The organism is Paenibacillus sp. T2-29, assembly GCF_052921365.1.
Genome location: NZ_JBREVE010000003.1, coordinates 633,333 through 658,790, shown reverse-complemented (window position 1 = coordinate 658,790; position 25,458 = coordinate 633,333). Strand labels below are relative to the sequence as shown.

The window sequence follows — 25,458 nt, the reverse complement described above, 5'->3', positions numbered from 1 at the left end:
ATTGCGGAAGATTCCCTACTGCTGCCTCCCGTAGGAGTCTGGGCCGTGTCTCAGTCCCAGTGTGGCCGATCACCCTCTCAGGTCGGCTACGCATCGTCGCCTTGGTAGGCCATTACCCCACCAACTAGCTAATGCGCCGCAGGCCCATCCACAAGTGACAGATTGCTCCGCCTTTCCTCCTTCTCCCATGCAGGAAAAGGATGTATCGGGTATTAGCTACCGTTTCCGGTAGTTATCCCTGTCTTGTGGGCAGGTTGCCTACGTGTTACTCACCCGTCCGCCGCTAGGTTATGTAGAAGCAAGCTTCTAAATAACCCCGCTCGACTTGCATGTATTAGGCACGCCGCCAGCGTTCGTCCTGAGCCAGGATCAAACTCTCCATTAAAGACCAACCGAAGTTAGTTATAGAAAGAGCGATTAGCTCATGTTGAAACTGACGAGATAAAATATCTCATTTTTGTTTCCATTTCATACAGCCAGATGGCATGTACCAAAATTTCAACGTTGGATTTTGTAAACAAAATCCGCACTCACTCGTTGTTCAGTTTTCAAAGATCAAATCCTTCATTTCATCGCTATCTTTTTTATCAACAGCAACTCTTATATATTATCATCTTTCGACTAACTTTGCAACAACTTTTTTTCGTTTTTTCTTCAAATTCGTTCTGCTCATTAGCCGACCGACAAAATATCTTGTTTAATTGGCCGGAATAAGAATATAACACATAATCAAATTATATAGCAAGTGTTATTTTCTAAAATAATTCGAGTTTAATTTAAAATCAAAACAAACCCCAAAACCGATGAAGGTTGTGCAAATTCGGCTGGCTTTTAAGCAACCACAAATCAAGAGGACTTAAATCTGAAAAATATAAAAAAAAAGCCAGCGATTTTATCGCCGGCTTCCCGTCAATTCAACAAAATGTTATGGAGTATGATGGCCAAAATATTGGAGCGTTCCATTTGGATAAGAGTTCCACTCTCCTGGAAGGTTATAAAAGGAGGAACCGGACTTAATCCCCGATTTTCGGATAATAGTCCCATTATTCGGCATAAATTGCGTTTTGCCGTCAGGATCACCTAAGACATCGATCGTTACACCGTTCTTTTTCAGGACATAGCCTGTCGTTACATTTTTATCTGATTCTGATAACATTATTTCTTCATTATAGTAGGCCACAGGAACAATGTCGAAAAAGTCATAAAAGATGGAATCGATATATATATAAGGCATGCCTTTCCAAAACGAATTAATAGGCTGGCTCCACACTTTAGGAGTATTTGTAGCTAAATTGTATTGATGAATCTCAAGTGAGTATCCTGCATTTTCTATAGGTTTAGAAGTATCCCCTACTGGATTGTAAAACAACTCAATAGCAGTGCGGGTTTTATCCAAGGATAGATACTGGGAAAAATATAGATCCTCTGGCCCTTGAGGATTTGCTATCACTTGGAATACAGTGGCAGATCCGTTCGCCCCGATTACCCAGTAGTATTGAGAAATATCCCCATTCCATGTCCAAACTGTCCCGTTAAGAGGGATTGGTCCAGTAAAGGTAGAATCTGCCGTACCCGAATAGACTTTAAATGAAGTTTCACCCGGGAAAACTGTTGACATGTCATAAGTAATCGGATCTTTGACCCCTTGCTTGGTTCGGATTTGAACAATTCCGTTCGTCGTTAGAGGAGCATTTGTTACCTGAAAATTATAGGTGGTTGTTCCACCATGCCCGTCATCCGCAGTAATCGTTACCTTGGTACTTCCTGCCTGATTACCCGGAGTAAGAGTCAGCGTTGATCCGTTAACCTCTGCATTTGCCACACCGCTTGATTCAACAGTAGAAGTAAACGTCAGGGCATCCCCGTCAGCATCACTGAACAATTGGGATAGGTCGTAGCTTCTTGCATTGGTAACTCCTGCAGTCAACACTTGTTCATAAATGGCACCTTCTACTTGAGGGCGTTGATTTGAAGATGGGTTAGACGAACCGGATGACAGGACATTGACCTGGAAGGTAGTTGAAGTTTGCCCTCCGCGACCATCCGTAGCCTTGATTTCTATGCTTGTCGCCCCTGCACTTAGTGCCTGAATTTTCAATTGGTCTCCAGTGATTTCCGCCGAAGCAACAGACGGAACGGAAGAGGTTGCCTTAAAGGTCAACGTATCTCCATCAGGATCTGTAAAAACGGAATCTAAATCGAGTGAGTAAACCGCATCACCTACAGTAAGCGACTGGTCGGCAGGTTTAGTTTCTACTGGATTTTGATTCTGTGTAGGTCCAGCTGTGACGGTGGTTTTGAAAGTTTCGATTACTTCCCCTCCCTGGCCATCTGTTGCTTTGATCGATACTAATGTGCTACCGATCGTTAATGGTGTAAGAGTGAGTATATCCCCATAAACGGCAGCCGTCACAACAGTCGGGTCAGAAACGCTATGAACATCGTAAGTTAAAACATAGCTATCAGGACTGGAAAAGAAATCATTTAAGGACAATTGAATATCGCCTGTATTTATTTCTTTCATCTGATCCGGAATCCCTGTGGAAATCGGGGATTCATTGACGCTAACATCATAATTAGTAGCGACTTCGCCCCCACGGCCATCTTCTGCTTTAAGCGTAATCGTTGCTGTTCCTGGGGAAACTGCATGGACTGTGGCTATGTTTCCGTTAACGGATATAGCAGCGACTAACGAATCCGAAGATTCTGCAGAAACGTCCACAGAGTCGCCATCGGGATCGTGGAATACCGAAGATAAATCCAGGGTATAATCTGAATTACCTAAAATCAGTGTCTGATTACCCGGCTGCTGATCTATAACCGGATTTTGGTTAGGTACAGCGGTTACTTCCATTTGAAACGACCGGCTTGTGCTGCCTCCATGGCCATCGGATGCCTTAACGGATACTGATGTGCTGCCAATCTTTAACGGTGTAATGGTAAGCGTGTCCCCATTGAGCACTGCAGATGCAACCGAAGAATCGGAAATATCAATGCTGTATGACAACGAATCCTTCTCATGGTCGGTAAAGAAGTCATTTAAAGATAATTGAATGTCACCTGAATTGATTTGTTTCGTTTGATCCGGAATTCCCATGGATGCTGGAGGTTCATTAACGGTAATATCAAAATTGGTTTTAACCTCGCCTCCACGGCTATTAGCCGCTTTTAGCTGGATGTTTGCTGTTCCTGAGGAAACCGCATGAACCGTGGCTTGATTTCCGTTAACGGAGACCGTCGCAATGGAAGGATCCGAGGATTCTGCCGAAATGGTCATTGGTTTGCTGTCCGGATCAAGGAATACCGGGGATAAATCCAGGATGTAGTCCGCATCGCCCACAGTGAGCGTTTGGTTACCTGGCTTCTGATTTACAACCGGATTTTGATTAGGTCCCGCACTTACCACTAATTGAAACGACTGGTTTGCGCTGCCTCCCCGACCATCGGACGCCTTGACAGTAACTTGGGCATGTCCTACAACTGCCGGAGTTAATACCAATTGATCATCCGTCAAGGTAAAGGTGGCAATGGAAGGATCATCAATCACAACCTCATAGGTCATGGGATCATTTTCAGAATCTGTAAAATATGATCCTAAAGACAAGGTCACATCGTCGCTTCCCAGCTGTTCGCTTTGATCAGGGATACCCAATGAAACAGGAGATTCATTAACACGGACCTTGAAACTCGTGCCCGCTTTTTTCCCGGCCTGGTCATCTGCAGCGATCGTAATAGTCGCAGTCCCTTTGCCAACAGCCTTGATAGACAGGTTGGTTCCCTCTACTCGGACTGTACTGATTTTTGTACTAGACGACACAGCCGTATATTTGAGCTCAGACTGCTCCTCATCCGTAAAATGCCCAAGCAAGTCAATTTGAAGTTCAGAATCGCCCACCGTTACGGCTTGATCGTCATATTTGGTCACTAACTTCGGTGCTGTATTGGTCACAACCGTAGAGCGCGAGCTACCGGAAGAGCTACTGGAAGAAGTTGTAGTGACTCCTGATACCGTCGAAGAGGACACACCTGCTGCAAATGAAGTATTCGTGACTTGGCTGGAGGAGCTTACACTAATGTTTGCTTCAGAGTTATTTACTTGTAAATTTGAAATGGTTCCAGCTACCTCCAGACTGACCGAGGAGGAACTGCTCACCACCAATGTATTAATGGAGGCCTGGCCTGTCAGAGCTACGGGCTGATCACTGTTGACTGACAATTGCTGAATAGTCCCCTGCAACTCTACCTGCTGGGCACCGGTAAGAACTTTTAACTGCTGTATCATTGAGGATGAATCATTTTCAATCGTTGCATTGGAAGTCAATGTCATTTGATCTACCCTTGAATTTCCTTGAATGACTACGCGGACATCCTGTTTGGATACCTCGACATCCTGCAGCTCAGATGTGTTAAACAATACGGTGTTTTGGTCACCGCCCTGAATATATGTTTTTTCTTGTACCGTAAATTTAGAGGCATAGAAATCATGTTCAAGGCTTGACGTAACTGTAAAACTATTTTTGACATTCAAATTCATAACCGAAATGTAGTCGCCGTCAATAGTTAAATCTCCGTCAATCGAGGAGTTATGACCATCTAATACAAGATTGCCACTGAATTCGGAAGCTTGCCCTATCGGGGCTTGCCCACTCGCATGGATGACCAGTTTGGTGATTGATTCAATGGTCCGCTGTGATGCTACAAATTGAATATCTGCTCCCTTAAGAATCTCCTGGTTAGAGGTTTGCAGGATTCCTTTAACTGAATCCGAGAGTTTATATTCAATCCCGTTAATCCAGGCCTTTCCATCCTCTACTTTTTGGAGTTGGCCTACATGGTCCTTGGGGAAAAAGGTAGACATCATATACTGGGCTATATCTTGACGCTGAACGGACGATTTAGGTTTAAAACCGGACTGATCCGTCTTCATGGAGCCCGACTGTAAAGCCGTATTAACGTATGGCCGTGCCCACGGGCTGACCCGATTCCAATCAGTAAGTTTAGCAGACTCCGTGGCGTTAGCTGTAATAGGAAGCCCGGCAGCCCGCATAAGCAGAACCGCAGCCTCCTCTCTGGTTACTGCCGCTTTGGGCCTGAATTTGGAGCCGTCGTCTCCATTCACGAATCCTGCACGATGTACAGCCTCAATATAGGGACTGGACCAATTTTTCGAGTCTACATCCGAGAAGCTGCTACTTGCTGCTTTAGAAATAGAGAGTTGAAGAGCTTGAGTTAACAGAACCGCCATTTCTTGACGGGTCAACAAATCCGTTGGCCGATAGGATCCGGACGGGTCGCCATGCATAAGCCCGGCTTCAATGGCTTGCAGGATGCTTGTCTTTTGCTCTGAAGCAATATTATTGATGCCTTTAAAAGGCAGGCTCGCCAGAGCTACTCCGTTTGACGCATCACTGGCAGCAGATGCAATCGTCTGCAAAGCCGTTGGAGCAACAAGTGCAGCCAAGGCTAATGTAATCAGCCATTTATTGGGCTTAGAACTCATGATGTTCCCTCTATTCTTTTTATTCATTACGGTGCCTCACTGTTAAAGATACCGATATTATCCGTATAATCGATACCTTCATCAAACCATTCACTCGCCTCGTAGTGGCCTGCATTTCCATGGGTAACATCGGATTGTCTAGCTATAGTGGTATGAGGCTGAAACACGGCCGTATCAATCAACTGATTATCGTAATAGAGCGATAAAGTGACAGGTGCTGAATCGTCGTTATAAAATCCCATATCCATGAAGTAATCTACATGTGCATCACCAAAATACATGGTATCTCCTATCACAAAAGTAGCTCCACCTGGAATAGAAGCACCAGCGTTTTGACTTATTTCGATCGAATTTCCACTATCACTGCGTTCAATTCTAATTTTCGAAGCATCCAATTCCTCAGAACCCGCATTATAAAGCTCAATAATCTGCATCATAGGGTCGCCCTCCCCCCATGCCAACTCAGAGAAGAAAAGTCCTCTTTTTTCTCCAACAGTGACTTGGAAGATCGTTTGAACGGTTCCCCCCTTCCCATCATCTGCGGTGGCTGTGACTGTAGCACTCCCGACTGCAAGCGGAGTAATACTCAGTTGATCGCCTGTAACGGAAACCGTTGCTACGCTAGGGTCCGATGAACCAGCGGAATACGTTAGCAAGTCCAAATCTTCATCTGCAAAAGTTGAAGCAAGTCCAATAGTTGTGTCCATAGCACCCGCTTCTGTAGAAATATCATTTATCGTGTTTTGAACAACAGGAGCGTGATTAACCGCAGGCAAAGGAGTCACCGTTAGAGTGAAATTCGTATCCACCGTGCCACCGTTTCCGTCGTTCGCCGTTACTGTAATCATGGCGGTGCCTGCGTTCACTGGCGTTATTTTCAGGTCGCTTCCGTTTACCGCTACTGTCACCACGCCCGTATCTGTCGAGGTTGCGGTAAAGGTCAGTGCGTCGCTATCTTCATCTGCGAACACACTTGCAAGACTCACCGTCTTGATGCCGTCTGCGGCTCCTGTCGTCACATTGCTGATCGACGTTTCTACTATCGGTGCATGATTCACGGCTTCCGGGATCATCGGCGTGATCGTCACGTTGAACTGGCCATTTATAGTCCCGCCCTTGCCGTCGTTCGCCGTTACCGTAATCGTGGCCGCACCCGCGTTCACTGGCGTAATTTTCAAGTCGCTTCCGTTTACCGCTACTATCGCCACGCCCGCATCCGTCGAGGTTGCCGTGTATGTCAGCGCATCGCTGTCTTCATCTGCAAACACACCTGCAAGACTCACCGTCTTGATGCCGTCTGCAACTCCTGTCGTTACATTGCTGATCGACGTGTTCACCGTCGGCGCATGGTTTACAGCTTCGGGGATCACTGGTGTGATCGTCACGTTGAACTGCGTATCCACCGTGCCGCCATTGCCGTCATCTGCCGTTACCGTAATCGTGGCTGTACCCGCATTCACTGGCGTTATTTTCAGGTCGCTTCCGTTTACCGCTACTGTCACCACGCCCGTATCTGTCGAGGTTGCGGTAAAGGTCAGTGCGTCGCTATCTTCATCTGCGAACACACCTGCAAGACTCACCGTCTTGATGCCGTCTGCGGCTCCTGTCGTCACATTGCTGATCGACGTGTTCACCGTCGGCGCATGGTTCACGGCTTCCGGGATCATCGGCGTGATCGTCACGTTGAACTGTGTATCCACCGTGCCGCCATTGCCGTCATCTGCCGTTACCGTAATCGTGGTCGTACCCGCGTTCACTGGTTTAATTTTCAGGTCACTTCCGTTTACCGCTACTGTCACCACGCCCGTATCTGTCGAGGTTGCCGTGTATGTCAGTGCGTCGCTGTCTTCATCTGCGAACACACCTGCAAGGCTCACCGTCTTGATGCCGTCTGCAACTCCTGCCGTTACATTGCTGATAGACGTTTCTACTATCGGTGCATGGTTCACAACTTCCGGGATCACCGGCGTGATCGTCACGTTGAACTGGCTATTTATGGTCCCGCCCTTGCCGTCGTTCGCCGTAACCGTGATCTTGGTTGTTCCTGCGCTCACTGGTGTGAGAGTCAGCTGACTTCCATTCACCGATACCGTCGCTACGTTCGTGACCGAAGATTCTGCTGTGTAAGTCAGAGTGTCTCCGTCAACATCGGTAAAGCTATTTGCCAGATTAATCTTTTTAGGCTCATCTGCTGTACTTAACGTAATATCTGTAAACCCGGTAGTAACGCCTGGCGCATGGTTAGTCACTGAATTTGTTGAAGTTCCACCTCCAGATGAAAATGTCACGCTACTCGATGTAACTATAGTCGTTTTTTGAACCGTCCCGTCAGCGGACTGAATTTGTCCAATCTGCTTTTGTACTTCGTTGTAATTTTGGATAACTTGTGAAACAGAAATATCTTTAGGTAGCTTAATCGTTTCAACTTTAAAATTCGGGTTCAATGTCACTTTAGCGTTTGCGTTGGCAACTTTTAGCTCCCCAATTGTCCCTGTTCCTTTAATAGAAATATCACTGCCGGAATTCACAGTAAGATGGTTTACGTTGCCATTCAGCTGGATATTAGAGACACCGTTATTAAGCTCAATTACTCCTTTGGTATCCCCTTTAATCTGAACACCATCACCCGAAATTCGAAGCAGGCTGCTTTCCGGTAGACCATTGGTGTTTAACACAACATCTTTTTGCACGATCTCCAATTGTTGTAGCCCGTCCACATTACGATTGCGCGAATTAAACTTTAATATAGCTCCCTTTAACGCATCTTTATTGGAGTTTCCGATCAACTCTTTCAACTTTCCTTCTATTAAATAGGGAACATTATCAATTGTTACAATATCTCCATCAACGCTATTGATCGTAGCCGTTTGCTCTTGAGTTTTGAAAATATCCAGCAGGAAAGGAGCAATATCCTCCCTTTTTACTTCACCTGTGGGATTGAGCCTGCTGTCATGAATGTCGATTAAACCCAAACGAAGTGCCTTATCTACCGCTCCAGCCGCCCATTGGCTTACCGAGGACTGATCTTTAGGCAAAACACTTGATCCGCCCTCTGCATTAACCCCTCCGACTGCACGAACAAACACAGCTGCCAGCTCTTCACGCGTAACAGAATCGTTCGGACGGAAGTTTCCTAATCCATCCCCGGATAGAAGCCCGGCTTTTTGTGCGGCTTCTATATATGGTGCAGCAAATTGTTTGCTTTGCACATCTTTAAAAGTAGAAGAACTTGAAATAGGGTCCAATTTTAAAGCTCTGACCAATAATACTGCGAGCTCCTGGCGAGTTAATGTTGCTGCAGGGCGAAAAGTTCCTTGAGGATCTCCCGATAAAAGCCCCTGGCGTACAGCTTCTTGGATGGCCACCATTTTATCATTCGTCACATAGGATATATCTGAAAACGAATTATTGGCAGGCGTTGCAGCGTGAGCAGAAGTACCAAACGTCGCCTGAAGAGCAACAAGAGCGGCTGCCCACTTAAGTGAATAAACCTTCAATGGTTGTACCTCCTAATTTACTTTTGAGTAAAACGACCCTATTCAATCTTCGAAATGTTTCTACCTAATTCAAAGTTAATAAAGCCTATTCACTGAATTTATCGATAAATAATGCGTTTATATTATTCTTTTATTCATATATTTGTCGAAAATAAGTGATTTATGTCGTTTCGATTAATATATACGAAAGCTCTGAACCAATTCTGAACAAAATCTTATATAATTGATGCTGGTTGCACTAAGTCCCCAACTATATTCTTCAAATAACTCATTTCCGCGAGTGATTTATCCGGATCTTCCCTTAACCATAATACTTGTTCTATAAAAAAATAATCGCAGGCTAGAAACCTGCGATTATTTTTAAGTTAAGACAGCCTCATGCGAAGTATGGAGTTACGTTTTAAAATGATCAGTTTGCCAAGATCAGCATTGTCGACTATTGTACAGCTTCACTAAGCATAAAAAAGCAGCAACTTCACGGTTCGTTCCGGAGAAGCTGCTGCTTTCGTGTTCTTATTGGGCTTTGGCTGTATCAAGTAATCGTAGATAATAAAAAAGCTATGCTTACGAATTATTGGTATAATCCGTAAACATAGCTCTCCACGAGTCTTACTTAAGGTTGTATTTTTTGTTAAAGCGATCCACACGTCCACCAATATCCACGTTTCTTTGTTTACCAGTGAAGAACGGATGTGAAGCGGAGCTAGTATCTACACGGATAACTGGGTAAGTGTTGCCATCTTCCCATTCCATCGTTTCTTGCGAATATTTAGTAGAAGCACTCAGGAAAGTGAATCCACAGCTAGGGTCCAAAAAGATAACTTTGTTCAATGTTGGATGAATATCTTTTTTCATTTGTTTCACCTAATCTTTCATGTAGTTTTAGTTTCAAACTCAAACCTACTGGCGTAATGCTCCATCAGTTGGCAAAAGGAACGGTTATGTCTCAGAAAAAAAGACGACAGATCGTAACGGTTGCGCTCAAGGTCGTAAACGACAAGCGAACGATGCCGTATATATCGCATCGCTCATTACACGAACACTCCGTTTCTTTCGTCAGCCTTCATCGTTATATAAGCATATTGTGAATGGTCCTCCGGTTCGTCCCGCATGCTGACATCAGCATAGGAGAACTCGGGTGGCCACGTGCTTTCGATTCAAAAGGCAAAGCGTGCCATGTAGCTTAGCATCTATCAAACAACCATGAAAAGAAGCCGTCCTCTTAGGTGCTAGCTTTAACCTTGGACGCTCTGTCCACTGGACTAATTCAAGTTTTCGCCGGTTCCATAACACAGGCTTTTTGCAAACTTACAGGCTTCGCTCAGGAAGAGATCATTCAGGTTGCTATGCAGCAAACCACAAATTATCTAGTTTCACGATGAATCGTGTACTTTTTCAAACGCGGAGAGTATTTTCTCATTTCAATACGCTCCGGATGATTTCTTTTGTTCTTGGTTGTTGTATAGTTGCGATCACCGGATTCGGTGCATGCCAAGGTAACAATAACGCGCATTTATTCTTCCTCCTCAATTGGAATACATGGTATACAATTACAATAGTAATTTTTACGATTAGTTCTATTCTATAATTCATGCTCCTCTTTGTCAACCTTAGAGTCGCGGTTTGTTGCTTCTTTTACCGTGTTCCAGCGATTACGGTACTGTACTAGCTTGGGATGAAGTTCCAAAGGCTCACTCGAAAGCAGCAACCTGACGTTTCTAATCCATTCTCCAAAGGATGCATAGGAAGCGCACAAATTAGCAGTCTCAGGACTCATATACAAAAAAAGCGGAGTTGCATACTTTTCCGCCAAAAAACGAATGGCTGCTTCAATTGGCGTATACTTTTTTCGCTTACCTTCCCAGTTCTCAATCACAACAGCACTCAAAGCCTGCTCTCGCTGCCACTCTCCCAGCTCGTCGACCCGCTTATAATACGAGCGTACTGGCTGCTTCCACATTCTTCTGACCGTTTCCTCATGTAGCGGATACAGCACCAGCTTTGTAAAAGACAGTGCAGCCCCCGTTTCGGCAAAAAGCTCCAGCTCACTAGCTGTAGTCTGCTCAAACGTATCATAGTAGACCATAGTCCCTTTGTGCGTTTCGATTGGCGGTTCATAACCATAGGGTACATATTGAAGGTTTCTTGTCATGCTGGGCACTCCGTCCTTCCATAGAAAATTTCTCCTTCTATATTATACCCTTGTTATGGCATGAGCTTACATAAAATGTTTATCCTTATTCGACAGCAGGTGTATTACTGCGCGGACCCCGCCGGAACTGCAATGCGTAAAGCCCCATCGTCACAAGCGCAATCAGCGCAAGCACCGTAAATATATTGCTGAAATTGAACACTTGGACATTAGATACAACCGGATTCAAATGAAAGGACGACGAACTATCTAACGTTTTGCCCAAAATACTTGTTGTGATCGCTCCGGCAATGAAATTCAACAAAGATAACAGCCCCATTCCAACACCAATCTGATCTTTCGACAAAGTACGAGAAATCGTGTTGGACATGGCAATCTGCATAAAGGTCTGACCTACATTTCCGAAAATAAGCAAAAACAAAATCAGATACGGAGATGCACCTACAAATGTAGACAAGCTGATAAAGCAGATAAACAATAGCGATACGGCTGTATAAACTAGAACTGAATTTCCTTTGCTATCGGCCAAACGTCCCCCTTTTTTTCCTAATAGAGCTGACGCAATAGCAGCGGGAAACATAATCAGTCCAATCGTAGCTGGTGTAAGCTGGTTGAGACTATTCAAAAACTGTGGTGCCAAGTACGGCAATCCAAAGCTAATCCCCGTCCCTAAAAAAGCGATAAGAAGCCCATATGAATATTGCTTGTTACGGAACAGCTTCGGCTGGATGAACGGATCGTGGGCAGTATGAATGCGCCATATAAACAGTCCAAATAAAACCACACCGATCAGAAAAAACATCATATTGGCTTGTGAAATGGAAAGCAACAAGCAGGCCACTGTTCCACCCAGCAATAATCCGCCAAGAAAATCGAACTTCTGATCCTTTCCTCGCTGATCGTCCAGGTATTTGCGAAAGAACGGCAAAGCGATCAGTGGCAACATGGAAATGACGAACAAAAAACGCCAGCTCGCAAAGCCTGTAATCAAACCGGAAATAATGGGAGCCAGCGCAGTACCTAATGCTAAGCCGATTGCTGTGACGCCTAAAGCTCGCCCTCTTTTTTCAGCTGAGAAATAGCGAACGGGAACAATCATAGCGGTTGCCGGAATAACAGCAGCCCCCGTGGCCTGAAGCAAACGGGCTACAATTAACATCCAAAATTGATTGGCCAACAGTCCAATAAGCGAACCTAGTGCAAAAAATATAATCCCAAATGTCAGCAAATCTTTGAGACGATACTTATCTGCAAGCTTGCCGTAGGTCACCGAGCCAACTGCATACACGATCATATAACCCGTCAGTAGCCAGCTTACATCGGAGGCACTAATATGAAATTCCTCCCGAATCACAGGCATAACAACATTAAACATAAAAGCGTTCATCACTGAAAAAACAAGTGTGAAGGCCAAAACACGCATAAGCTTATCCGCATTGGGATAAGTTTGTTCTTTTATCATTTGGTTTCTCCCTCTCCTGTAAACATCTTATCTAGGTGACATTTTATAGCTCATAGATTCCTCAGCCGGGCAAACTTTTCTAATTATCCGCTCAAACGCAAGCATTCGCAGGACGGTAATCGTGAAGAATTTTTTTGAGCAAACCACGTAGCGCCTCCGACTCTCCGACAGATAACGTTTTGCCTACGGAGCTTTTAATTTGCTCAATGGTACGTTCGGCTACCTTGTGAATCTCCAAGCCTTCCTCGGTCAAATAAATCTGCTTCATTCGTGCATCTTCCGGATGACTTTGGCGTACTGCCCAGTTTTTCTTAACGATCCCGTTTACCAGGCTGGTAACACTTGATTTATCAATAAGCAATAGCTTTTCCAACTCCGTATTGGTGACTCCAGGCGACATCGCCAGTATATAGAGCGTCTGCGATTGTGGGGAGGTAAGCCCCAAAGGGCGCAGTGCTGTTTCAATCTCACGCCGGACGGTGGTGAAAATCCATTTAATTAAGTACATCGTGCTCTCTTCTTCCCAAGGAAGACAAACGGGATACACCTCACTTCCCATTTCACCGCTAACCTCCTTATCCATCGAATTTTAATAGTTTGAATTCCAACTAATTTTAATCAGCTGCCTATTTGGTGTCAATACCTTCGTAAAATGATCGTCTACTAAATACAGTCAGTTTCAGAATCACGAATACATTTTATGTATAAATTTATACATAAAAAAAAGACAGGTTCCAAAAAGAACCCGTCTTTTTACTGTCTATAGTTGCTTAGTTCGCAGCTTTCACTTGAACCAGCGGATAATCTTTTCCATCCACAGTAACCGTGCTAGCATCATTTAGCTCTAGCCGTTGCCAAATAGTCAACAGCCTACGATAAGGATACTTGTCGAGATCATATTCCGTTGTCCCTGTACCATCATCGGACGTGCTGGTGATGGTTTTATCGGTTGCTATACCGCTACCCTCAGTTGATATCTTTGAAGTCGCGCCTCCGGCTGTGTTGTCTGTCACTTCTCCAGTCTGATCAGCGCTTTTTCCGCTGGATGTACCGCTCAGATCTGTAGAACCACTTCCTGTCGATTCTCCGGCACCTGTCTTGCTTTTGGTGGTAGCGCCCTCAGTGTTAACGTCACCGGACGAACCATTGTTAGCTTTACTGGCTGCTTCCTTATCATTCTGTTCAGTAAGCGTAAAATTTTCGTATGAGTGCTCCTGTTGATCCGCGCCGACAATGACGAGTTTTTTAGGCTTAAATTCTGCCTGCTCTGCCGATGTTTGAAACGCAAACAACAGCTTGACCATTTTCGTAGTGGACTTGGTGTTAGGTACATGTGTCACTATTGCAGCAGGCTCCTCTTTTACCGGCACTGTAGGCTCTATTGGCTGTTGTACAGGCTTTGGAGCAGCGGCAGGCGTTGGTGTGTCAACAGATCCAATGATCCCGGTTGCTTTCAGACCGCCTAATGTTCCTGCAATAACGATTAATACGATCCCGGAAATCACCCCGCCTTTGCGGAAACGACGAAGCGTTTTGACCAAAGGCGTGTCTGTCTCACGCTTTGCTGCCTGATAGAAATTTTTAAAAACAGGCTTAGCTGGTTCAAAATATTGACGCCATAGCGTCTTTTTATGCAGGCCCTCTCGTCCTTCCTTTTGGAAGAATAAAAGCAACGCACGCCGGTAGGCTGGTTCAAAACCACCACGTGGAGTAGCAAACTCAGCGTGTTCCTCCGACCAGCGGATAAAGCGGTACATCGTATCGTTATCCTTTGCCCATTTGCGGATCGAACTGACCAGGCGGGCAAAATCCAGTATTCCTTCGCCAGTACCATCAGAACGATAGAAAGCTGGCAACAGACGGGCAAAATGGCCTTCTGCAAGCTGCTGGGGCAGCCAACCGTAAGCCCAATCCTGCACCTTTTCTACTTCGCTTGGCTCCAGACCGTCTAGCACCGATGGTTCCGGGTCCTCCGTGTTAAACCAATCATAAGCCGCAATCAATCGCACTGCTTGTCCCTTGAGAGGAGCAGGCAACTTTCCAACCCACTGCACCAAATCGGGTCGTGTAAAAAACGGAATTTGTACGACCTGATCAGGTGATATTTCTTTTAGCTCTACTTCAGTGAGTAAATATCGATCCGATGCTTCCCGTAAGCGCTCTGTTAATCCGGATTGCTCCAGCGGGGACAGTGTGCCCACGGCAGAACTACTGTCCCATTGACGCAAGCGTTGGTGAATGGCAGCCACAGCCTCTACCGGCTTTCTCTCGGCACGCAGCTTGCCCATTAATGCAGATTCAGCCAACAGCTGAAAATCGGCATTCGCTGACACTTCGATATACCGACTGCCCCATTCATGCACCACGGCCAATAGACCCTTTACATCAGGCGTTCTTTTCATCTGACTGTCCATGTAGGGAATGAACAGCATTTTCGTGAGTGCCGGATTACCCAGTACTTTCGTAAAATAGACCTTGCCTAATGGCGGATTCTCTTCAATCGTATGATAAATATACGTGACTGCTTCCGTATTTCTGGCAGTATAAGCATTGTTTAGCGAACGGATTAAATATTCCACCAGCCGATTTTCGCTACTGCGTGCATGAACTTTATAATAGTCCTTGAAGCAATCAACCAGCCCTACATCTGGAATGTGTCCATCCTTCACCCGATCAAATTCATGATCAAAAAAGGACAGAAACAGATCATTCAGCCGCATTTTACGTGGCAGCGCATCAGATGGCGATAAATAATCAGTCAAGCTTCGTAACACAGTGATTCGCTGCTCGTTGTATAATGACCGCTCTCCCTGCTCAATTCTGTACAGCGTAATGAGCTCATGATAGCTAGAAGGCGTTAGTTCACGCCCTGCCTCCATGCCTGTCAGCATTTGCTCGGCAAATTTGAGAAAGTCGTCCGGTGCCCCGCCATTCAGCAGTGTTCGGACAATCCAGTCAAAATACGGCTGCCTTACCTGCTCTGCATCCACATTCAGTATTCGATTATTGTTAGAGAGGTCAAATACAAAGTCCTTTTCTATATTCCGATCACCGGGACGCAAGCTAAAAGGCTCAACAAACATTAAGTGAATGCCTTTTCTGCTGTTCGGTTCCTGCGCATATGTAAGAAATCCGAGTCTGTTGCGAAATGCATAAGGCAGTGCCGCATACAACACACCCAGTAGCTGTTTAGCTGAAGATGCTACCGCTTCTGCTGGAACATTCAGCGCTACATATACCTTCTTGCGACCCGAAGCTGACATCATGACCGCGTATAAAAGCTGCTTGAACACTTCTTCGCTCAGCTGCAATTGAGCCAGTACTGCAGACGGGTCAATAGCGGGAAATACACTACCACCTGGTAGACGCTCTAATTCCGGTAATTCCGTTCCCTGCTCAATATCATAGGTATCGACAAACGAAGTGTTCAGCCACTGCTTATAGTCAGCCGGAGACTCACCATGTCCGGCCGGAATCACATAGTTATGCGTAAAAAAAGCGCTCCGAAGCCCAGTGAAATCCGCCGCTTTATAAATACTGCGTCCGAGCACTACATCCCCGGACTCTGTCCGTACCAGATGTAAAGCTTCCGGATAGACACTCTCCTGCTTCTCGCCACGGGTTGTCAAAGCCGCAGGCGCATCATACACACATAAAGGATGCAACACCTTTTTAATAAATGAAGCATCCAACCCTTTGGAATTAGCTACTGTATCGAAGCCTTCCGTAGAACGGAAAATACCGCGCCGTTCCCGTGTATACATTTGCTGCTGTATCATATGAGAGGTAGATAAACTCACTGTGATTCTCTCCCCTCAATGTACTTCAACTTATAGAGCAGCCAGATGAATGGCTCATCTACACGGATCGGACTAACCAACCCTTGCAGCTTTTGGTCCACTGGATTGCTACCTAGAGCAGAAACCGCGAAATAGGCTGTATCTGTAAAATATACATCCATTGTGCCCTTGAACGGCTTATCCACCTTCTCGATAAAGCGCCGAACTTCGCCATCAATGTTCGCGAACTCATCCAAATCCATGTATTTGCGATGTTCCATTGGATTAAAAATATTGCTGTTTGTCTTGATATACGTGCCTTCTTCATCTGCCAGCGCAGTAAGCATGTCGCTTTTGGTCAGGACCACAGCGGTCGGAATGTCCGTCTTGCCTTTTTCCTGGTATGCGATAAAGTCACCGAACATCGTAAGTACGACATCACGCGGTTCATCATATTGCGAGACCCATTCACCAGGCTTATCGCCAAGATTAATCTTAATACGTTCCCGGATAGAACGGATTTGCAGTGGATCGACCATAAAAAGAATACCCGCAGAATTTTTAATATGCTGTCCATGAAGTCCCAGATAGTCCTGATCGACCATCCCCTCACCGGCTACATCAAAAAATACCAATGTCAGTGGTGGCTTTTCCTCATCCTTAAATACAAACTGGAAAATAAAAGGCTCCTGCATCTTTTCTTTTTGTGTCGATGTAAGCAGATCGCCTCGTTCAAACAGTGGTTCCTCATACATCGTGCGGAACTTGCGGCTGATCTCTGCATTAAGCGGCATGCAAGCTGCGTCAAAATGATCGGCGGTCACATGCTGCAGCGTGTGAATCAGAGAGGTCATAAATACAGATTTTCCCGCCTGCGAAGCTCCAATAATCGAAATGATATTACTCGGCACCTTGCCTGCGGTCACAGGTAGCTCGTTATGGCAGTGTGGGCACAGTCGGTGACGTGTCAGCTCACCGTAACGGTCCGTCAGACCTGTCAACACATGATCTGAATACAAGCGATGTTCCTCAGGTACATCATAGGGATGAAGAATTGCCTCCATATCATGTACACTATCCAAGCCAAAACGCTCCCGATATTTGTTCAACAGTTCATCTTCACCCAAAGCGTAATCCTCATCATCTTCACGGTGATGGGAAGCACGGAACACCACTTCCTCTGGGGAAAATTTACTAAAGCAATAAGGGCACACAATATCATAGAATAACGGCCGCGGTTCGGCCTGTGGCTTTCTTCTGAATAAATTGCTAAGAAAACTCATCGGTTGTGGCCTCCTTTCATTCAGGAACTAATTCATATATCGTGCCATACTTCTGACCGTCCGTAAAAAACAGCCGCACATACTCATCTCCCCCCACTTCAATAGCGGGTAAAACATTCCGTCCTGCAGCAAAGGGTGCCGTGAACGGATACAAGGTGCCATCGTCCCGGTCAACCGGATAGCCGCCAGGCTTCTTTACGTAGCAAAGCGCCTCCTGCGGAACAGGAACTTCGGCTGTCACCTGAATCTGGACTGTTTTGCGGCTGCGAAACCAGCTTTTTTTATGGTGAACCGCATATTTAATTTTGGCTCTACCCGTACTCAACTCCAGTTGGTTGGTTCCGTCTGGCTGACGGATTACAAAGGTGTCACCATCCTCCCGAATAGCCGGATACACGGTATACCGCACACGTCCAATGCCTTCAATCCGGTCACGATAGCTGCCAGCGGCCTTATATTCCTCGCGTGTAAAAAGCTTCAGGTCAGAAGTCGGTGCCTCATTCTGCCCGTTCGCACCTGCATCGGCTGATTGTTTGGCAATATAGACTACGGCTACACCTTCAGGCCACTGCCAGCGTAACACTACCCGGTTGTCGTCAATTTTGTGGCTCAGCTCCGAAATCACAGGATCACCGGGCTGTGCATCCCTATACTGCATAAGTTCCAGCCTCCCGTTCTAAAATCCACTGCTGCGTCGATTGCGCGTCGGGCCTTCCGGTGCCCCTCTCCGTTGGCCTGATGGCCCACCTTGGCTCCCACCACCAGAAGATCGGCGAGTATTTTCCGCAATCGGCAGAACAAGTGAAAAGACAGCAATAAGGGCCGCCAGTACGAGCGCTGCTAGCAAACGAATCATCAAGTCACCTATAGGCGAGCCAGATAACCCTCTTTCCAAAATCAAGCCAGCGAGCAAGCCGGCTGGAACTCCACCAATTGCGAAATTCCGCGCGAGAAAACGGTTATCAAACATCAATCCAAGAGCCAACCCTAATAGAACTCCGATGATAACCAGAGCCGTTACGCGATAAATAGCAAAATACAGACTATCGGCATACTCACCTGTTCGCTCCGTTACCAGCGTGCGATCACCAATTTTGTTATATATTTTACCAAACGCCTGCGTAAGTCCTTGGGCATTGGCTACATTAGAATAAGTTCCGCCCGTTAAGCTAGCAATATTTTGCAATAAAGCTATACCATCCGATTCTGCCAGTTTTAGTCCGATCGTATTAATCGGAATCTGGCGGGCAATGTAAGGCGCCAATGCGGTCTGCGTATCCAGATCGCTAAAACCGTCAGAAAGCATAATAACGAGAGAACCTTTTTCCGCACTGCCTTGGGTTTCAATCTCCTTGATCGTCTCGTCCAAAGCAAGCCCAATGTCTGTACCGCCTGACAATAACGCCTGCATACTATCGATTTTGGAATATACCGCTTGCTTCTCTGCATCTGTGCCAATGGGAGTAAATGGCTGCACCAACTGCGCAGTGGATTCAAATGAAACAATGGCTACGCGCTTGTCTCCATCCATTTGCCCAATTAGACTCTTAGCAGCCGTTAGGCGTTCATTATCGGGATCTGTTTGCTGCATGCTTCCGGAATTATCAATCACAAGCACGAGGTCCTGTACACTCTTGCGCCCTTCAGGGTTAATCTGATACCCCAGTTCCAATAACAGACCTGCCACGAACAACATGACCAGTGTAGCAGGAACTAGTAATTTCCAGGACAATCCTGAGTATCGTTGTCGCCATGAATGTCCATTTAACTGTGGCGAAATTAGTTCGCCGATAAGGCAACCTAGACCAATGCACAGCGCCATGATGCCAAAATATAGCCCGACCACGATGATATGCGGCCAGTGGCCTATCAATTTGTGAAGAATAAGCTCTCCTAAGATGAAGCCTACTACAGCGCCCAGCAAGCCAAACACCAATAGGAGAACGTTAAATTTACGTTGCTTCATAAGATTCGTTGCTTCCTTCCATCATTAAAGTAGGATAATATATGGCTACCGCAATTCCGGCAACCGGTCCACGTCGATTCCATGAAACACGAAACCATTCGCAGTATATGTCTCATAATACGTTTTGCCGTTGCGGTAAACCATCAGATCCTCCAGATGGAAGCCGCCCATCAAATGCAGTTTTTCCACCCCGCTACTGCGACGCTCATGAACAAAACCCAGCTTGTAAATTCGCGAAGTAATGTCGACGTCCATCGCATAAGGAAGAAATTCGCCTTCGTAGTCACCAAAAAAATACTTTTCTTCATACCGATGCTCATGGGTATAGTCGAGCAAACGTACATTGATTCCGCCATGCTCTTCTAACGTTTGATACAGTTTTTTAAACAGCTCATCCTTCGGAACGACCAGCCGATTTTCATATGCAGCAGCTACATTGGCACGTCGTAATAATTCTTCTTCGAATGTCTGATTAAATGGCTGTGAGCTGAGAATCAAGGTACGGCAGGTCTGCGTAAGTCTATCCACCAGTGCAGACAGACCTTCATCCAGCAACCCAGATACAGGTCCCATATGCCGGGCGTCAAAGAATACAGATTTCCCCCGCTTGCTTTCCAACTCACGCATGACATCCTCCGTCACACGCTCGTAATACTCGAACAGGTTTTGACCTGTGTAACTGTCAGCCTGCCGAATACTGTCCGTTGCAGCTTGATGCAATTCACGCTCCAGGTTGGCTAGCTGTACTGTAATATGCTTTGCCTGTGCATGCCATTTTTCTAGTGCCATTTCATAGCGGCGAAGTAGCTCCAAATCCACTTGAATCCGCAGCATGTGCATTTTATGCCCGTAGACTGTTTCAGTGAGGTAACGGATCAAGCTACGCACATTATGTTTATCCATAAGCGGCAGTCGCTGAAAAGGCTGATCTTCCACTCGTCCGCTATACAGCGCATCCAGTTCGGCCGCACTGATCTGCAAATCATTGGACGTATCACGAATCATTCCCCGAACAGCCGTAAGCACATTCCCTGTTTGATTTTCATCCGTCCAATCTGTCAGCTCGAAAAAGCCAATATGAGGATGTTCCTTAGCAGCTGCATTCACAGCCATCTGCAAACGCATATCCGCCTGAAAATCTCCCAAGCGCTTCTGTACGATCCGTTCACAGTTATCGCGGAAAAAGGCTTCGCACCCCTGACCAAACAAGGTTTCCTCTGCCTCACGTAATGACATTCGTTTCAGCGAGCCGTAGCTGGCTCCGCTCGTCATTAGTGCGCTCATGTCCATGATCGCTTCATTGCCAGGTACTAGATCATTTCGTGTACGGCCACGCTCAGCAGCATCTAAGCCAAAATAATTTAGCTTATCGCGTATGTCCCAATCCTGCTCTGTTCTCATACGCTCTAGCAGCTTCACATAAAAGTGATACAACACCGTAAGCGCAATCGACTGATTAGGGCGGTTAACCCGGGAAAATCCAGCCGACACATAACCCTGCCGCCCGGATTCCGTCATGATGTTATTCTTAAACGATGTATTATTGTAGCCTCCATCCTGTGACCGATAGGAATCTCCTGCCTGATAACGGTTTTTAAGAAGTTGAATGTGACAAATAATATCACAGCTCTCGCGCAGGCTATTCGGCACCGTTACGCCGCGCTCATTCTTGTCGGACAGCACATAGACAAGATCGAACAACGGAGATGGAGCATGAGATACCGGGATGGTCAATTTGTCCTCGGTCATATGAAGCGGTGCTGTAAACGTATATGCTGGGCTCTGGATGTAATCCAACTCCCGCATAAAAGCAACGGATATTGCACTTCTGTAGCCAAATTGGGCAGCCTGGTCGCTTTCGCTCATCAACACATACAGATCCATTTGTACCGATTTAAAAGATTGGGCAAAAATATACTCTGCCAACAGCGTAATTTCAGGAATTAATACGTTCATGGGATCATCCGCTGTTGTCAGGATCGACAAATGTACACGCTCAAACGAGGAATACAACCGACCATAATCAGCCAGATGTCCACTAGCCCGGCGTAACGCGGTGTTAAGTTCAATTAGCTTTGATTCATGTGTATAAAAAGCCTGGTGCAAGTCACGGCGTAACGTTTGGTGACTACTTTCTTCCGGTACAGCTACCGTATGAACGATGGCCTCTACCGAACGGTCTACAGCCGCGTGCTCTTCCTGCGAGCAAATCTGAATATAGGTTACTCCTGTGCTGTTATCCCACTTGGTCCGGTTGATATCTGCAATTGTGTTCATCACCGGGCTCATGTGATCGCCGATAAAAAGAAACACGGACGGGAAATGGATGCTGCTGCGTCCATCCCCGCTTCCGATTAATTGGTCCTCTGCGGCTGCATAGTCAGCCGCATAACGTAACAGCTGCTCTCTCATACTTACTTCAACTTTCTGCGGATGTCGTTTAATTTTCCAGCCATTTGAGCATAAAATGCATAAAGTTCCGCTCCATTAGCCAGCTCTACCTTTTCATATTCCAATTGATTGCGAGCCTCTGTGTAAGTGGCAGCCAGCTCATCCAACTTCGCCAGCAGTGGTGTAATATCCTCAGATGAAGTCAATACAGCATCACGGCGATCCGCCTTACGCATTAGTGCTGCAAATTTCTTTTCATCCAATCCACGGAAGTTTGTGAACACTTCAAACTCGACGTAATTGCGGCTTTTCATGACGTTGGCAAACGGCTCCCACGCCTCTTCCTCTTCGTCACGATCATAGACGTACAAAGCTCCTTTTTTCGTAATCGTGTCCGTGTAGAGCGCCTGAATGAACTGATCCAACCATTTTTCTTCATCCTGATATTTGCCCAGCAAAGCTTCCAGTTCAGCAGCTTTTGCTTCGATTTGTATATATTTCGCCAGCTCATCACGAACCACCTGCGTTAACTCTGGTGAACGGATCAGGTTTTCCTTCGCCATCTCTTCATTGATGCTGCCAAAGATGTCCTTGCTTCCGGCCTGTTCGAGCCCTTCAGCCAGTAGACGTTTCAGCTCAGACCATGCTCTTTTCACCTCGCCCAAATTCGGCTTGGATTCCTGCAATCGCATATCGTAGGCTGCCAGTAGCGCATTCATATCTAGCGCTTGTGAGCGAATTACAGTAAAACGGCTGCTTGTATTTTGATCGACATCTTTCTCACGAATTACGCCGAGTGCCTTGGCCCGGTCGAAATCATTACGAATGCGGGCATTGTGAGCTTGCACACGCGAATTGACGTAAGTTTCTCCCCATGATTTTTCAGGAATCGGCGACGGCAGATTCGTCCAGTTGTTCTGACCTGTCTGCACCAGATGTCGGCCAATACCTTCACGGTCAAGAATGGTTTTCTCATAGCTCTCTTCATACACTTTGAGCGGCGTATATACAAACAGAGGAACACCATTACGCGTATTGAGCCAGAAAATCCGGTTACGGACTTCACTTTCTTTAATAGTGAAGTGCGATTTGCCAATTGCATTATTTTGATAATTGCGAACGCCTTTCAGGATATTAGGCGACTGTACAGGTACCGAAACGAATCCCCAGGATGGGAAATACAAATTGCCAGAACTGTTGCTCAAATGGAAGACAGGTACAGCCTCCTCATCCAGCTTGCTTGCAATGTAACGCTCCACAAATTTTTCAATTGCTTCATCCTGCCCGTACTTCATGACCAGGAAATCCTCCATGGAACGGGTAATGAGATCACCGAATTTGTCAGTCAAGAAATTGGAGATCGAGCTGATGATGTCCATATCCTGATCTTTCACCCATTGATCTGAATTTTCCAGCAATTCTTGGGCAAAATCACGAATCAAATCGTCACCATTGCGGTTATCCAGCAACTTGGTCACAACTTCTGAAATATCCGGTACACTTACCAGATTCCAATAATACGTCTTGTTACCTTTGTGATCGGATTGTTCCTCGCCATTAATCAGCAGATCACCATTCTTTTCGAAAATGGCACTCAGTGCGTTCAAAATTTCAGTAAATACATTATAAATGCGGTTATTTTCTTTATTTAGCAGGTCATACAGGTCTTCATAGAATTCAATGAGCTGCTCTGTACGTTCCACATCAGCCCGCAGCCAATATTCGTTGATTTTTGCTTCAATATATGCATTTTTCTTCTTATCCTTGGATACAAACGCACTCTTAGCATCGCCCAGCTTCTCGTTCGCCTGCTCTCGCGCCCATTCAATGTCCGTAGGAATACGGTGCAGTGATTCACGCAACGTTTCAACATAGGAAAGCAGCATTTTCAGCAAGCTAAACCCTTTTTCAGTATATATCATGCGGGATACATAAAACGGCCCTTGCTCGGGATGTAGGAACATCCGGCGGATTTGGTCCGTAAACTGTCCTACAATTTCGCCTGGAAGCTGTTTCTTCGCTTTGATATATTCTTCGCGAGCACGCGTCAGGAACGTTTGCTCCAGCTCAGTGTCCATATTAACTACTTGCATCTTAACAACATTGTTATAACTTAACCGTTCACTGTTTTCAAAGCCCGGAAGCGGCTCAGGTACACGGGACTCAAAGTTTTTGATCATGCTATCCAGATCCACGCCCAGCTTGCGGGCAAACTTCTCTACATCCTCCTGATTTGGCGCTTGCTCAAACATTTTGGACATTTTACCAAACATCCGGTAAGCCAGATATGTCGTCATTTCCTCCATAGGCAGCACTGCCGAGGAAGCTCCGATAATATTGTAATCGTAGTTTGCTGGATACGCCTTATTCATTTGCGCGATGTTGGTACGAATGTTGCTGATATAGTCATGAATGGCGAACTCTTCACCCGACTGTTTTTCCTCACTCGCCATAAAGTTGGTGATATTCTCAGCGGTGACATTCATGCAGTAATCATAAGCATTTTCCAGTAGTTTGCCTTCCGTATTCGTAGCCGAAATAAGGTGACACAGATTGAACGGCGGCAACGGCGAGTTTACAGTCAAAATGTTACCGTACTGTTGCTTAAAGCGTTCACCACGACTGTCCACATTCATCCAGTAGTCCAGCTCTTTCAGTGCAGCATAGCCATTCTTTTTAATATATTCACGCGTATGCTCGCTCAGGCTTTTGTTGGCCAGATTAATATCCGGTGTGAACAGATAACCCAGCGTGTTTACACGGTCTACACCTGCGGAGCCATAGTCCCGCTCAATAATGCCTCGAACGATATATGAGATATCGAGGAAAGTACCGCTTCCTGTACCGCCGGACAAACCGGATAGCAAAAACACCATAAGCTTCTTGTTAGTACCTTCAGACAGGGTTTTGATTTTTTTGTCAATACTTTGTACGACCTGATTGATTTTGGTGAACAATAGTAATCGTCCAGCCTGACGTACCCCTGCCGCCCCGTTCATACCATCGGTAATGCTCAGCTCGGGAGACAGCCAGTCAGTGATGTACGGCTCCAAAATACTGCGGTTTTGCAGCAACCCGCCGATTTCCGCATTGGACAGCAGTACAAACTCATTGATGGGGTCCAAACCAATCCCTTTGTATTTTTTGTTGCGGTCTTGTTCATTCGTTTCAAAAGCTAGAAATTCCACATTATCCGGCTTCTCGCTCTTTTTCTTGGAAATCGGGTCCGCAGGCAGCTTGAATCTGCGGTTTATTTGATATTTCAAGCGGAGAAGGGCGTCAATCCCCGTTCCCCCAAGTCCGATAATTAAAATAGGATTATCGATGGTATCTACTCTGATCTTATCGCTTACGATCCCTCCGCCGAGTGATACGTCTAATTGTTGGATATGCTCTCTAACTACTGGTTTCATAGATATGACCTCCTA

At 45.9% G+C, this 25,458-nt stretch carries 13 protein-coding genes and 1 rRNA gene; all 14 read right to left on the bottom strand.

What is annotated here, in order from left to right:
• Positions 1 to 385 (bottom strand): 16S ribosomal RNA (locus ACU1JV_RS12655); the annotation flags it as partial.
• 540 nt (positions 386 to 925) lie between these two features.
• The gene (locus ACU1JV_RS12650; protein ID WP_413986045.1) at positions 926 to 5,500 is read right to left on the bottom strand and encodes an S-layer homology domain-containing protein; all 4,575 of its coding nucleotides are present in this window, start codon (positions 5,498 to 5,500) and stop codon (positions 926 to 928) included.
• Positions 5,501 to 5,526: 26 nt separating this feature from the next.
• Complete coding sequence (locus ACU1JV_RS12645) at positions 5,527 to 8,997, bottom strand: Ig-like domain-containing protein (protein ID WP_413986044.1); 3,471 nt, start codon at positions 8,995 to 8,997, stop codon at positions 5,527 to 5,529.
• 609 nt (positions 8,998 to 9,606) lie between these two features.
• Positions 9,607 to 9,852 (bottom strand): type B 50S ribosomal protein L31, encoded by a 246-nt coding sequence (locus tag ACU1JV_RS12640; RefSeq protein ID WP_013310118.1) that lies wholly within the window; start codon positions 9,850 to 9,852, stop codon positions 9,607 to 9,609.
• A gap of 508 nt (positions 9,853 to 10,360) precedes the next feature.
• Positions 10,361 to 10,510, bottom strand: a complete 150-nt coding sequence (rpmG, locus tag ACU1JV_RS12635) for a 50S ribosomal protein L33 (protein ID WP_013370941.1) — start codon at positions 10,508 to 10,510, stop codon at positions 10,361 to 10,363.
• Positions 10,511 to 10,579: 69 nt separating this feature from the next.
• Positions 10,580 to 11,149 (bottom strand): hypothetical protein, encoded by a 570-nt coding sequence (locus tag ACU1JV_RS12630; protein ID WP_025679145.1) that lies wholly within the window; start codon positions 11,147 to 11,149, stop codon positions 10,580 to 10,582.
• Positions 11,150 to 11,234: 85 nt separating this feature from the next.
• A complete protein-coding gene (locus ACU1JV_RS12625; RefSeq protein WP_413986043.1) occupies positions 11,235 to 12,611 on the bottom strand; it encodes an MFS transporter in 1,377 nt (458 codons plus the stop codon).
• A 91-nt stretch (positions 12,612 to 12,702) separates the two neighbouring features.
• Positions 12,703 to 13,170, bottom strand: coding sequence for a MarR family winged helix-turn-helix transcriptional regulator (locus ACU1JV_RS12620; protein WP_013370938.1), 468 nt, complete (start codon positions 13,168 to 13,170; stop codon positions 12,703 to 12,705).
• 211 nt (positions 13,171 to 13,381) lie between these two features.
• Entirely contained in the window at positions 13,382 to 16,411 is a 3,030-nt protein-coding gene (locus ACU1JV_RS12615) for a GAP1-N2 domain-containing protein (protein WP_413986042.1), read from the bottom strand.
• Positions 16,408 to 17,673: a TRAFAC clade GTPase domain-containing protein gene (locus ACU1JV_RS12610; RefSeq protein ID WP_025679140.1), complete on the bottom strand. Its 1,266-nt coding sequence runs from the start codon at positions 17,671 to 17,673 to the stop codon at positions 16,408 to 16,410. Before ACU1JV_RS12610 ends, ACU1JV_RS12615 begins: the two co-directional genes overlap by 4 nt.
• Before the next feature lie 16 nt (positions 17,674 to 17,689).
• Positions 17,690 to 18,331, bottom strand: a complete 642-nt coding sequence (locus tag ACU1JV_RS12605; protein ID WP_413986041.1) for a beta-mannanase — start codon at positions 18,329 to 18,331, stop codon at positions 17,690 to 17,692.
• A gap of 18 nt (positions 18,332 to 18,349) precedes the next feature.
• Positions 18,350 to 19,639 carry a vWA domain-containing protein gene (locus ACU1JV_RS12600; RefSeq protein WP_129549174.1) on the bottom strand — a complete coding sequence of 430 codons (1,290 nt, stop codon included), beginning with the start codon at positions 19,637 to 19,639 and terminating at the stop codon, positions 18,350 to 18,352.
• Positions 19,640 to 19,684: 45 nt separating this feature from the next.
• Entirely contained in the window at positions 19,685 to 22,051 is a 2,367-nt protein-coding gene (locus tag ACU1JV_RS12595) for a transcription initiation factor TFIID (RefSeq protein ID WP_413986040.1), read from the bottom strand.
• 2 nt (positions 22,052 to 22,053) lie between these two features.
• Positions 22,054 to 25,443, bottom strand: coding sequence for a tubulin-like doman-containing protein (locus ACU1JV_RS12590; protein WP_264217144.1), 3,390 nt, complete (start codon positions 25,441 to 25,443; stop codon positions 22,054 to 22,056).
• Between the last annotated feature and the right edge of the window lie 15 nt (positions 25,444 to 25,458).